Annotated in this window: 13 protein-coding genes and 1 pseudogene; 5 read left to right on the top strand and 9 right to left on the bottom strand. The window is 31.8% G+C overall.

The window, feature by feature from the left end:
- Window positions 1–168: 168 nt before the first annotated feature.
- Window positions 169–2871 (top strand): peptidoglycan D,D-transpeptidase FtsI family protein, encoded by a 2703-nt coding sequence (locus G9F72_RS11395; protein ID WP_164958987.1) that lies wholly within the window; start codon window positions 169–171, stop codon window positions 2869–2871.
- Window positions 2872–2934: 63 nt separating this feature from the next.
- Here G9F72_RS11395 and G9F72_RS11400 read toward each other — a convergent pair whose 3' ends face one another.
- The gene (locus tag G9F72_RS11400) at window positions 2935–3600 is read right to left on the bottom strand and encodes an HD domain-containing protein (protein WP_164958988.1); all 666 of its coding nucleotides are present in this window, start codon (window positions 3598–3600) and stop codon (window positions 2935–2937) included.
- Window positions 3601–3990: 390 nt separating this feature from the next.
- On the opposite strand from G9F72_RS11400, the gene G9F72_RS11405 reads away from it, so the two are divergent.
- On the top strand, window positions 3991–4563 hold the full coding sequence (locus G9F72_RS11405; RefSeq protein WP_224676089.1) for a hypothetical protein: 573 nt from the start codon (window positions 3991–3993) through the stop codon (window positions 4561–4563).
- A gap of 96 nt (window positions 4564–4659) precedes the next feature.
- Here the strand turns inward: G9F72_RS11405 and G9F72_RS11410 are convergent, their stop codons facing one another.
- Window positions 4660–4848: an EscE/YscE/SsaE family type III secretion system needle protein co-chaperone gene (locus G9F72_RS11410; RefSeq protein ID WP_164958990.1), complete on the bottom strand. Its 189-nt coding sequence runs from the start codon at window positions 4846–4848 to the stop codon at window positions 4660–4662.
- 87 nt (window positions 4849–4935) lie between these two features.
- Window positions 4936–6171 (bottom strand): RNA-guided endonuclease IscB, encoded by a 1236-nt coding sequence (gene iscB / locus G9F72_RS11415; RefSeq protein ID WP_224676090.1) that lies wholly within the window; start codon window positions 6169–6171, stop codon window positions 4936–4938.
- A gap of 612 nt (window positions 6172–6783) precedes the next feature.
- On the opposite strand from iscB, the gene G9F72_RS11420 reads away from it, so the two are divergent.
- The 3 genes from G9F72_RS11420 to G9F72_RS11430 all read left to right on the top strand — a co-directional run bounded on the left by G9F72_RS11420 (window position 6784) and on the right by G9F72_RS11430 (window position 10144).
- On the top strand, window positions 6784–7701 hold the full coding sequence (locus tag G9F72_RS11420) for a serine hydrolase domain-containing protein (RefSeq protein WP_164957569.1): 918 nt from the start codon (window positions 6784–6786) through the stop codon (window positions 7699–7701).
- Window positions 7702–7980: 279 nt separating this feature from the next.
- Complete coding sequence (locus tag G9F72_RS11425; RefSeq protein ID WP_164957568.1) at window positions 7981–9582, top strand: MBL fold metallo-hydrolase RNA specificity domain-containing protein; 1602 nt, start codon at window positions 7981–7983, stop codon at window positions 9580–9582.
- Window positions 9583–9808: 226 nt separating this feature from the next.
- Entirely contained in the window at window positions 9809–10144 is a 336-nt protein-coding gene (locus G9F72_RS11430) for a cupin domain-containing protein (RefSeq protein WP_164957567.1), read from the top strand.
- Window positions 10145–10283: 139 nt separating this feature from the next.
- On the opposite strand, the gene G9F72_RS11435 is transcribed toward G9F72_RS11430, so the two are convergent.
- The 6 genes and pseudogenes from G9F72_RS11435 to G9F72_RS11460 all read right to left on the bottom strand — a co-directional run.
- On the bottom strand, window positions 10284–10712 hold the full coding sequence (locus tag G9F72_RS11435; RefSeq protein WP_164957566.1) for an Rrf2 family transcriptional regulator: 429 nt from the start codon (window positions 10710–10712) through the stop codon (window positions 10284–10286).
- A 109-nt stretch (window positions 10713–10821) separates the two neighbouring features.
- A complete protein-coding gene (locus tag G9F72_RS11440) occupies window positions 10822–11076 on the bottom strand; it encodes a hypothetical protein (protein ID WP_164957565.1) in 255 nt (84 codons plus the stop codon).
- Between the two features lie 21 nt (window positions 11077–11097).
- A complete protein-coding gene (locus tag G9F72_RS11445; RefSeq protein ID WP_164957564.1) occupies window positions 11098–11733 on the bottom strand; it encodes an NAD(P)-dependent oxidoreductase in 636 nt (211 codons plus the stop codon).
- Between the two features lie 263 nt (window positions 11734–11996).
- On the bottom strand, window positions 11997–12299 hold the full coding sequence (locus G9F72_RS11450; protein ID WP_164957563.1) for a helix-turn-helix domain-containing protein: 303 nt from the start codon (window positions 12297–12299) through the stop codon (window positions 11997–11999).
- A gap of 158 nt (window positions 12300–12457) precedes the next feature.
- Window positions 12458–12853 carry a hypothetical protein gene (locus G9F72_RS11455; RefSeq protein WP_164957562.1) on the bottom strand — a complete coding sequence of 132 codons (396 nt, stop codon included), beginning with the start codon at window positions 12851–12853 and terminating at the stop codon, window positions 12458–12460.
- Between the two features lie 105 nt (window positions 12854–12958).
- Window positions 12959–13207, bottom strand: a pseudogene (locus G9F72_RS11460) (IS1595 family transposase); the annotation flags it as partial.
- Between the last annotated feature and the right edge of the window lie 146 nt (window positions 13208–13353).

Here is a 13353-nt window from a genome sequence, read left to right on the forward strand (position 1 = left end):
CAGCTTTTAATAATTATCAGAAGGAGTCAATTAATTTTAGAGATTTACCCTTTGAATTATATTGTGTCATATTTATTAATTTTTGCATATGGTTAAGAAGAATGTAGAAATATCATGATATAATAGTTAAAACAAAAGAAATTTATAGGAAAAGGTGTGTACATAAAGATGAAAGCTTATAGCGGTGAGGAAATGGAAAGAAGAAAGAAGTTTAATAGGTTTAATGTTCTAAATGTAATTATGGTAGCAATATTTTCACTGATAATTGTAAAGTTGTATTATATACAAGTCTTACATGGACAATATTACAAGGATACAGTAAAAGCTAACGCTCATAATATTATAACAGTAGAGGCACCAAGAGGTCTTATAACAGACAAAAATGGAATAGGTCTTGCAACGGAAGTACAAGGTTATAACCTTACATATACAGATACAGCTAAGGCTAGTACACAGTTATTTACAACAATACAAAAGGTATTTAAAATTTTGGATGAAAATGGGGAAGTTCAGACAGATAATTTTCCTTTAAAGATTGCGCCATACAGATTTGAATTTAGTTCAAGTGATCCTAAGGGAATACAAATTTTGAAATTAAGATTTTTGAAAGATAGGGGTCTTCAAGGTGATATATTGAAAGAAAAATTTAAAAATAAAAAAGAAGATGATTTAACCTCAGATGAAACTACTGAGCTTAATAATGATCTTTTGAAATTAACTCCTGAACAAATATATAATGAACTTCTTAAGAAATATGGTGTAATAGAGGGAGTTTCAAGTTTGCATATACAGGAAACACCAGATGTTATAAGAAGATATTTAATTGTAAAAGACGATATAAAAATGAGCTTTTTTAATGCATTCAAATCAATTAACATAGCAACTAATATAAAAAAAAATACATCGCTTATATTCGAGCAAAGTCTCTCAGAATTTCCTGGAATTAAAGTTGAAACTCAGCCTATGAGGCAATATCCCTATGGCCAACTTGCTTCATCAGTTTTAGGATATATAAGTAAAATAAGCCCTGTAGATCAGGCTAAATATTCAGCAAAGGGTTACGACACAAGTAAAGATTATGTGGGGGTTTCTGGGATTGAAGCTGCCTTGGAAAGCAATTTCAAGGGTGATAACGGCGGAGCAGAGGTGAAGAGTGGGATTTCTAGTAAGAAGGCGATTCCTGGGAAAAATGTCCAGCTTACTATAGATGCAAATTTGCAATATACCACAGAAAATGCTTTAAATAGTGAAATGAAGGTATTACAAAGTAAAGGAACTGTGAATGGTTTAAATGTAACAAACGCCACAAGAGGGGCAGCTGTTGCCATTGATATTCATACTGGTGGGATACTAGCACTTGCTAGCTTGCCAGGTTATAATCCAAATGATTTTTCTATGTCAAAGGGATTAACGGAAGCTCAATCAAAAAAATATTTTAATCCTGACTATGAAAAGATGGCAAAAGCTCAGGGGAAATCACAAAGCTTAATTGATTATATGTTTCCAATAGACACAAGCATAAAGGGAAATACTACAATAAGAAAGGATAAGTTTGATTACTATCCAAAGTACTTGTATAATTATGCGACTATGTCACTTATTCCTTCTGGGTCTACTTTTAAGCCAATGACAGCAATTGCAGGTCTTCAAACTGGAGTTATAGATGCTAATTCCACTTACCTTGATCAAGGCCAGTTTGATATAGGGGGAGGGGTTATAGATCGTTTCATAACAGATGGTGCACTTGGAAGGGTAAACGTAGTTAGCGCAATAGAAAAATCCAGTAATCCATTTTTTATGAATGTGGGTGGTTTATTAAGGGCAAAATATGGTGATGATATTTTAGCTAAATATGCATGGGGGTTTGGACTAGGATCTGATCCTAAGTCTATCAATCCCGGTACAGGAGTAGAAATAAACGAAAATTTTGGACAGGTATACAATACAGTATCCCAGAAAAACCTGTCAGCTTCTCAGTATCTTTGGAATATTGAGCAAGATTTAACTCTTGGAACTTCTGGTACAGGAGCGAAATTTCCGTCTATTGATTTATACGATAGAGCTGGGGATGATCGTATTGTTTATAATGGAATAAAACTTTCGGAAATAAAAACTAAAATTAAAAATACTATAATTGTCTCTGTAAAAGATGGAACTTTTTCAAAGAGTATCTATGAGAATTTATTTAAGCAACTAATTGCTGCCGATCCTAAGTTTAAAGGACAAAATTTCACTTCAAGTGATTTACAAGCAGTTATAAATGATGTAAACTTCCAAGCTGTACAGGAAGGACATGGTTCTTTGAATTTACCATACAATATGTATATTGCATCTATTGGTCAGGGTATGGACAATTTCACACCTCTTCAGTTAGCAAATTATATAGCAACCATTGCCAATGGTGGATCAAGATATAAACTTCATTTGGTTGATAACGTAAAAGACTCTAATGGAAAGTTAGTATCTCAAACAAAACCAGAGGTTTTAAACAAAGCAGATATGAGTGCAGAAACTAGAAATCTAGTTATGCAGGGTATGAACAATGTTACAGGTGCAGGTGGTAATACAGATGGTACTGCATCCCAAGCACTTGGAGATTTTCCTATACCTACAGGTGGTAAAACAGGTACAGCACAATTTAATTCATCTGATATACAAAGTAAAGTGGGTAGAGGAGATTATGCGTGGTATGTAGGCTATGCACCGGCTACCAATCCTGAAATTGCAATATCTGTAGTTATATTTGACGGGGGTTATGGTAGTGATGCTGCAAATGTGGCTAAAGGTATGTACGAGAGCTATTTCAAAAATGATCCTCGGATGGCAAAGTATAAGAATAATTATGACATAAAATTAAAACGTATTAATTAGTAAAAATTTATTAAACAGCTATTGTCTATAGTTTAAAGGCAATGGCTGTTTTTATTTTAATACTTATAACATTTTTGTTCCATTCATTGTTAGTTTAAATTTAGTATTTAAAAAATCTGCTGCTTTTCTACAAAGGATCATACGAGTAATGAATATTTCGAAATATTCCATTAACGGACATATAGAAGTATCTATTGTTAACTCTAACTCTATGTTTTTATTTACTCCATCTACCTTTACATTTGCTTTTTCTACAGCGTAATTCACTCTATCATGTATGTCAAAAGTTGCAAAATCGGTGTTTCTTACCCTTGATCTTCTTACATCAGTTTTATCACCTAATATTAATGCTGCTGAAACTGGATTTATAGGACTACCTACATCTTCATCATGATTTCCAACAGCGGATACTAGAGTAGCTATTTCTTCTGGCTCCATACCAAGTCTATTTAATATATTAAAACAAAGGCAAGCACCAGTCTGTGCATGCTCTTCTCTATTTACCATATTACCAATGTCATGAATAAATCCAGCAATTTTAGCAAGCTCGATATCCCTTTTACTAAAACCTAAGGTCTTCAATATATAACCTGCTGTTTCCGACACCTTTGTTACATGACCCAAATCATGTTTAGTATATCCTTTTAGAGCTAGATGTTTATCACCAATTTCTATATAAGTCTTAAGCTCTTTATTATTTTTGATGTCCTCAAATGTTACTAATGACATAACCTCACTTCCTTCTAATATCTAGTATATTAAAATTTAAAATAATAAATGAATTATAAAAATTTACTAACTATAAATTTGTTTTTTATGATTATATTTTACTATCTTTACAAATTATATACACATGTTTTTAAATTTATAAATAAAACGCAATGAAGGTAATCTTAGTAGACTCAATACTAGACCAAATAAATAAAGTTACTATTACTTACAACACAACTATTATTTACCTAGTTTAAAAATGTACCTATTCCACATAATAACAAAAAGGAGGTAATTAGTACCTACGGGCAATCTTACGATGAGGTCAAAAATCATGAAAATACCTATCATCATGATGCTACTGCAATTACGAATAAGTAACTAAAACACTAGAAACATTTTAAGCAGTTGTTTAAGCTAAAGAGAAAAGGAAATAAGCAAGAAATTCTAAGGACTACTAAATTAAAATCAAATAATGGTGTTGAAAGGAATGAGTCACATATGCCTACTATTACAAATGTAGCAATAAAAGATGCAGATAGTTTAGTTGTCAAAAAAATAAAAAGAAAACTCAATGACGCAGGAGGGCAAGCAATTGTTACACTTTATAGTGGAGATAGCTGTGATATTTGTTTTGATGAAGGAGATAAAGGGCTTGTCTCTTCAAAGGTACCTTCAGCAGAACAACTTGTATGGGAAGCTTTTGATGCTGCAGTTGAGGTTGTAATAAATAACGGTGGTAAGGCAAAAAAAGGAAATGCTCAATCCGGTGCCAAGTTAGGCAGTGCAAAATTGATGATTAATTCAGTTGAGGGATACATTGCACATAAAGTACATGGAGTTGAAGAGGGTGGAACAGCAGTTGGTGCTGGTTTTGTTATTTGTGCTGTTCTTGATTGGGTTGAAATTTGCAGAAATGAAAAATGGTATCTTTCAATTGAACCATTGTATTTAGAAGAATATAAAACGCAATACGAATAGAAGAATGGTAAGCATGATTGATAATTTTGCATTTAGTTCTATTTTTAAGGGTAGAGCTTGTTTTTTAACAAGATCTACCCTTGAAAATAATTATTTCTACTCTGTGTAATTTGAAAGTGTATCAGAAGCAATCTGCAATGCAGATTGTACAGCGTTAAGAGTATTCTGAATTTGTTGCCTATTTTCTTCTTTTTCTACTATGTTTACTGCTTCAGTTAGATTAACCCTTGAAGTTTGAAGTTTGTGATATACATCTTCTACGTGTTGTTTTGCATTTTTTCCCATATCGATTTCCTGGTTTCTTAAATCTAAACATATATGAACATTTAAGTTTAAAAACCAGTATTCACCTCACTTTCTATTTTTTCAAATTTATGAAAAACGTATACTATTCGGTCTTGAAATAAGGTTAAGACTTTTTAACCCATATCTTTTTAGTATAATATTATCTTTAGTTGTCATATTAAACTGTTTTCTATCTGGATATAATGCTGTTATATATCCAATATAACATACGCCATTTCGTTTGGTATATTTAACGTAATCTCTTAATTTAAACCCATCAACAATGGTTTCTGCATCACCTTTTGATTTTTTGCGTAAAGGTTTTATATGCCAGTCTTTAATGTTGATGTCAGTAGATTTAATTTCAGTGCCACAAATAACTAAAGCGTCATTAGAATGACTTTTTTCTATATTCCAGTCTATTCTATGATTTGCAGTATCGGCTCCCGTAGTCAAAGATAGTGGTGCTATTTTTTCAAGTTCCACTTGCAGATATTTTTTACCCTGCATAACGTGCATTGGATGTCTAAGACACAAATTTTTACCCTTGATTTTGGTTAAATATTCATCCATCATCTGCAATTCTTTGCCAAAAGTTTTTATATGGCATTTTTCGCATAGAGTTACACCATTATAAATACTATCTGCTCCACCACTGTTTTTGGGCTTAGCGTGGTGCATTTGAAGTTTAACGTTAGAGTTACAGTCTACGCATTTAAAGTTATCTCTCATAAATACAGCTAATCTAATATTATTATCAAGTCTATTTGACTTTTGATACTGCCATTTGTATAGGGCTTTACCCTCAACCATTGCCCTTATGTCTATAAGAACATCTTCAAGATATATTGCATCTATCTTAGTCCATTTTAACAGTTTATTTACAACCCTTAATATAGACTGTTTCTTTTGTAGTATAGTTGGCGCAAGTCTATTCTCGCGTTTAGATGTGCGTCTGTTATCAAATCTCTTTTTACGATATCTTTTATGGTACCTATGATACATTCTATAGCCCTTTCTTATCGTCATTTTTTTAGAAACATCTTGCCTTAATTCTATGGTACCCTTAAAAATCGTTTTAACTTTTGTGTTACATTGCTGAATTATTCCCAGGCCAACATTTTTACTTCCATCATCAATTCCTAGATAATTTTTAACATCATCATTATTGTCGTCATTAACTATTTTTTGTAACTGTATTACCATTGGAAATTTATTAAGCATTTTAGCTTTGTTTTTCCTAATTAGATAATATGATTTATTTTTGTTGCAGGGACTTAATCTGTTGCCAGCTAAGTCCACTACAAAAGAATATTCGACCATCTCTAGTCATCCTCCTAATGGGCATTTTTCTTCTTGCCAATGTCAAATGGTGGTGTATTAAGTTTTGATGTGTCTAACCATAGCAATGCCTTAGGTTAGTTTCTTTCTAACTATCGTAGGGCTTCAGACTGAAGTACATCTAAAGGTACGTCTTTAACCAGTCATCTAACGTAGTTCATCGTGCTATTTCTTTTTCAAGAAACTACACTCACTGAGGCTTGAAAGCAACCTTCACTTCTTACAGTTTGTATAGTTTTGTTCAATATTGTTCAATGTTTTGTAAGCAGTTTGATAGCTCCTTTATTTCTTAATAGTACAGTTATAGTATCTGAATTTCACTGAAAAAAATACTTATATAATAGCAAAGATAAAATTCCAGTTTGTGGTACGACCTCTGGGGATGTGATATTCTTGTAAATGAGGGAAGTATCTATTGGATCTATTTTTATACGTACGACATAGCTATAAAAATAGATTAATTTGATTGTAATGTGATATATTGTTTATATATATAATATAAAATGTAATTTAATATCTTTTATATAAATTATATTTTATATATTTTTAGCGAAGAATTAAAAAGAAATATTTACAATAATTGGAGGGGAAAACATGGAAGAATCCATATTAAACCAATTTCGACTAACCGTACAGGAAAAGGGGTTTGGGCTTTATGGAATAAACGTTTATCAAAAGGGTAAAGGTGAGGTTTCTCATTTTTGGAGGGCTAATGATAAAGTTTGTCTATATTCTGGTTCTAAAACTTTTACATCAATAGCTATTGGAATCTGCCAAGATCGTGGATTGCTTAAGATAACTGACACAGTATTAAGCTTTTTCTTAGAATATAAGGACATTGCAACTTCTAATTCCGAAAATATTAAAATAAGAGATTTGTTGCATATGTCTTCGGGGAAAAAAGAGTTCTACTTTGCTGGTGATGAAGAAAGAATGAGGAAAAATGATTGGGCCGAGTTATTTTTCTCTGATCCAATGATGGGCGAAGAAGGAGCAGAATTTTTTTACTCAAATGCCTGTACATATATGCTTTCACGCATAGTTGAAAAAGTATCAGGAGTTACCTTAAGGGATTTTCTTATGCCTTATCTTTTTAATCCTCTGGAAATTTTCAATCCACAATGGCACAGCTGCCCAGGGGGTCATACACTAGGAGCCACTGAACTTTTTTTGAGCAATGAAGACTTTTCGAAACTAGGGTTAGTTTTATTAAATGGTGGCAAATATAAGGATAAACAAATAGTGAGTGAGGAATACATTAAGGCTTCTATAACTGACACTATAGCAACTTCAAACTGGAACTTTGAGGACAGCGAAAGTAACAAGGGATATGGATACCAACTGTGGTTATGTTCCTATCCAGGAGCTTATCGTGCTGACGGCAAGTATGGTCAATTCTGTATTGTATTTCCGGACAAGGAAGCAGTTATAACTGTAACCGCGCACCATGAAAATAATGCCAATGATATTTTACGTGCAATATACAAGGATATACTTCCTTATCTTGATTAGCAATAGAAGAATAAAACGAGCAACTAAAAACTTCCAGTTTATATTATTTTCAATGCATTTTAATGAAGGATTTGCTGCTGTGAGAGAATTTAGAAATTAATTAAAGACAAGCTATGTATATTATCATAAATCTGTTATAATATATAGAAATATCTGAATATTTTGAATGATTTAGACGAAATTTGGCGTAGCGCTTGCGCACTCTTATCCAATGAAAAGTAAATCCCAGACTATTAACAGAATCTAAAGCAACTATTAATGATGAAGAGGAGGATTATTATGAAAATTCAATTCTATGGAGCAGCAAAAACTGTTACAGGTTCATGTCACATTTTACACATAAACGGAAAGACTGTTTTGCTTGATTGCGGTTTATATCAGGGCAGAGGTGAAAAGGAATTTGAAAATGAGGAATTTAATTTTAATCCTAAAGAGGTAGACTATGTTATTTTATCACATGCCCACATAGATCATAGTGGAAGAATACCGCTACTGTATAAGATGGGATTTAAGGGAGAGATTTTATCCACTGAAGCAACAAAGGATTTATGCAGTATTATGCTTCCAGATAGTGGACATATTCATGAATCTGAGGTTGAGTGGAAAAATAGAAAAAGAAAACGTCAGGGATTAAAAACTATAGAACCACTATATACAGTTAAATTGGCTGAGCTGTCTCTTTTACTTTTTAAAGCATTCCCATATGATGAGATGATAGATGTTTTTGATGGGTTAAAAATAAGATTTAGAGATGCAGGGCATCTTTTGGGTTCTGCTATTGTTGAATTATATATGACGGAAAAAAATCAAGAAGAAGTAAAACTTGTATATAGTGGTGATTTGGGAAATTTAAATAAGTCAATTATAAAAGATCCAACCATCATTAATCATACTGATTACTTGATAATAGAGACCACATACGGCGATAGGGTTCATCCTGAGATTCGCGAAGATTTAAAGCAGTTATTAAAAATAATTAAGGAAACCTTTGCAAGAGGGGGAAATGTTATTATACCTTCATTTGCAGTGGGGAGGACTCAGGAGATTTTATATGAATTAAATAAATATGTGGAAAACGAAGATTTGAAGGATATTAGTGTATATATCGATAGTCCTTTAGCTATTCAAGCAACAAAGATTTTTGAAAGCCATAATGAGGATTATGACAAAGAAGCGAAGGAACTTATAATGAGGGGAGAGTATCCATTTAGATTCGATGGTTTGAAATTCTCAGTTTCGTCGTATGATTCAATGGAACTAAATAAAATCCAAAGTAAGGCAATAATTATTTCTGCAAGTGGTATGTGTGATGCAGGTAGAATAAAACATCATCTTAAGCACAATTTGTGGAGAAAAGAATCATCAATTGTTTTTGTAGGATATCAAGCAGAAGGAACCTTGGGAAGAAATATAGTAGAGGGCGCAAAAATAGTTAAGATATTTGGAGAACCAATTGCTGTTAATGCTCACATTTATAACCTAGAGGGATTATCAGGACACGCTGATAGAAATGGATTACTCAATTGGGTAGAAGGCTTTATGGAAAAACCAAAGGAAATTATGCTTGTTCATGGAGATAAAGAAGCGCAGGAGAGCTTTCAACTGTTATTAGATTCAAAGGGCTACAGCTCCAGAATTGTTGAAAGTGGAGAGGAATTCTATATTAACGAAAAAGCTGATAAAATCGACAAAACTAATAAAACTAAAACTTATAGAGCAGATAAAGCTTATAGGGCTGATAAAGTTTATAAAGCTGATGAAAATCTAAGGAACAAATTGATAAAAGACATTAAATCAATAACTAATATTGAAAGACTAGATAAGGAAAAATTGCTTGATATTATAAAAGATTTTATTTACGATGAAAAGGAATTTAAATAATATTTTAAAATAAAAATCATTCCATAAAAAAATAATAGATATAAACCCAACCCCACCCAGGGGTTGGGTTTATCGTAGTCGTTGAAAATATTGGTAATGGTCCATTTGTAAAAAATAGAACGCTAATTTTTGGTGAGAATTATTATAAAATGTAACGTAAGTTACGGATTTTTAACTCTAATAGAGATATACTATAATTAATAAAAAAATTTAAGGAGGCAACAACGTGAAAAACTTAATTAAAAATATAGAATTCTCAAAAGTGATTAATTTAAAGGATTTAATATCTTATCAAGAGGGCCAGGTTGTAAGTAGAACTATTTCGCAGACAGCGACTGTGAGTATTTCATTATTCTCACTGGATAAAGGAGAAGGTATCAGCACTCACGTAACTCCTGGAGACGCTATGGTTCAAGTATTAGATGGCGAAGCGGAAATTACTATAGATAATAATATTTACAATGTTAAAGCAGGAGAAACAATAATAATGCCATCAAATGTTCCTCATGGACTTGAAGCTCGTGAAAGATTCCAAATGCTTTTGACGGTTATAAAAGGCTAAATAAGAGCGGGATTAAACCAGTTTATGGTACACCTCGAGGACGTAACAAGAACTGGTAGTTATTTTTTGCTAAAAGTATGAAAACAACTAAAAAATCTCAACTTTAAAAATTCATTTTAAAGTTGAGATTTTTATGGTCTTATTGAATCTTCTTATTGATGTCGCCAACAACATCAAGCATAGTAACCTTTCCTAGAGCATTTTCCATTGCCTCTTGTGCACTGAGCAGAGTGACCTCAATAACAGATTGAATGTTTGCACCTATTGGACAATCGGGATTTGGATTTGGATGAATTTGAAACAAACCACCATCTTCAACTACGTTCACCGCGTTGTATACTTCTAATAAACTTATATCTTCAATATGCTTAGTGAGATACGAACCGCCAGTTCCGCGTTTCATATCAACAAGACCTGCGTTCTTAAGCATTCCAAGTATTCTTCTAATTACCACTGCGTTGGTATTCACACTTCCAGCAATCATATCTGAGGTGGGCAATGGATTTGCATAAATGGATAGTATAGATAATATATGGACTGCTACTGGGAATCGACTACTTATTTTCATGACCAAAACCCCTTTTTATCTATTTACTGCTTATGAATCCTAATTAAAATCATTTCAACATTTTCTTAGTTTCATAAGGTATCTACAAATAATACTATCACATAGACAATTATCCTTCCAATAGAATTTTATCAAGCTCCTCAAAATTGCTGTAGCCTTGTGCTATGATTGTTCTTATATTATCTTTTTCAAGAATAACCGTTGGAAAACTCTGTGCTTCCATATCACCCATCCACATACCTCCAGGTATGATTTCAAAGTCATATTTATCCTTATGCTTTTCATGGATTTTAGTAATAACATCACTAAAACCATAGCACCATCCACACATTGTATCCATTACGTAATATATTTTATTTTTCATATGTTTCTATCTCCTAAAATGTTAGTACCCAATAGTAAATCTTTCGCGAGAAAATTTTGGATTTGCAGCTTCGTCAAGAAGAGCCATTGAATAGTCCTCAAAAGAAATTTTGCTTGCGCCTTTGTCATCTACAATTAAATCGTCTTTGCCAAGCTTATATTTTCCAGTTCTGCTGCCAGATTCAAATAGGGCTGAAGGACTTAAAACTGTCCAGTCTAGTTCACTTTCATTTTTATAAATTTCTAAGGCACTAGTGTGTGCTGAGCTAATTGGTTTCCAGTCAGCGGGGAAGCTTTCTGAATCACCTAATTTCAGGCCAGGAGCCACATATAGACTTCCTGCACCACCGATAGCGATAAGTCGAGGTACCAAAGCTTTTTTTGTTGCATTTATTAAATTTTTTGTAACAAGCAATAAACTATCTTCTTCTCCGAGCTTTGGACCAAAGGCACTAATAACAAGGTCATTTCCTTTTATTGCATTTACTAAACTTTTTTCATCAAATGCATCTGCCTCAGTTATTTTTAAGCTGTCATGTTCATTTAAATATTTCGCTTGATTATGAACAATGGCTGTAACCTCATAATTTCTTGCTATGGCCTCTTTTAGAAGCACCTTACCTACATTTCCATTTGCACCTATAATTGCTATTTTCATATATATCATCCTCCATTTTTAATTTTAATCATTAAAATTATATTTAATGATGTAACTGACTTGATTACAATTGTCGTTGTACTCATTATAGTTACAACGAAAAAAATTGTCAAGTGTTTTTTTAGATAAAAAAAACACCCTAGTAGGATTTTTGAAGGGCACTTGCTAATCTGAATGCCATACCTGACTCATTATTCTCTACAAGTGAATAAGTATTGATAAAATAATTCCGATTATTCCACAGGCTACCCATTCAATGATTTTTATATAGCCAGTACTTTTTCATCTATTTCAATAAATTCTATTGAAACAATAGGACATGGTATCAATTTTTCTTTAGATTTATTAAAGGTTTCCATTACATCATCTTTTTTACAGCCAACGATTCTACCCTTATTGTTTACCCCCAAAATCAATCTGCCACCTGATGCATTTGCAAAAGAGGAGATAATTTTACCTAATAAATTTGGTCCGCCGCTATGATGCCTAAATTCTACTCTATCATTATCTCCTTGATTAATAAGATTAACTATTTCCTCTTTTAGATTATCACCTTTATTTGACAAAAACCGCACCCCATTTTAAAATTAGGCTATGTTAGACAATATTGAGGATAAAAGAATATAAAATTGGCTTGTCGTAAATAGACAAGCCAATAAACTTTTCCCTAACTATTAAAGTATCGCAAATTTATGATTGATGAACTATATATGAAAATTATAAACTACATTACATTCACTTTTTTATATTTTTTGTAACTATATATAATAGAAATTATGAGTATTACATTAGATATCAAACTATAAATACCTACTTTTATAACATCACCATGCCATGGATTTAAACTACCGTATGCTGGATTTAGCCATAATACAAAAAATATACTTGATAACATCATTAGTATAAAACATACAGTATATCTATGATTTGTTTTCGATATAAATATAGATGTAATTATACTTATTATAAATAGTGTATTTAAAAGAGTTGATACATTTTTATAGTAAAGTGGTGAACTTGGTCCGTCTGTCATATAAAAAAATGAAGTTATCCATGTTCCTAATAAATAAACTACTATACCAATCCTACCTATAAATTTAAATTTATTCTCATATTTCATATAATCCTCCCCTTTATTACATTCATAATATATTACAAGTGTTTACTAAATTATAGTTTATTTATACACTAATAATAACATAAATTTCAAATATAAGGGATTAAATTATCTAAAAATTGCTTCTCTACCTTTATAAGTAGTAATTCTGGTATCTACAAAGTTAGTTGTACTATGAACTATAATATTTTTGCTTTTTATTATGTCTTTATCATCTTTGAAGCATTGTAACCACTTGAACCAATGGAGATAATTCGCCAAAAATTTAGTCGATACTCCATTAAATTTACCCATCCATTTTTTAAACTGGCTGTGTAAACTATTTACATGATTAATATGATAAATACCATTTTTATAACTGACTTCGCTTAACTAACTCTGTTATACGGAACTCAAAATTAAAAAGGAAACTGGTATCTCAGAGTTTTTTATTTTTTTATACAAGTTTTAAAGGAAAAAAAAGATACTTGTTGAATTAGGTTATTAGAATATTGAAAAATCGT

The organism is Clostridium estertheticum (assembly GCF_011065935.2).
Classification (GTDB): domain Bacteria; phylum Bacillota; class Clostridia; order Clostridiales; family Clostridiaceae; genus Clostridium_AD; species Clostridium_AD estertheticum_A.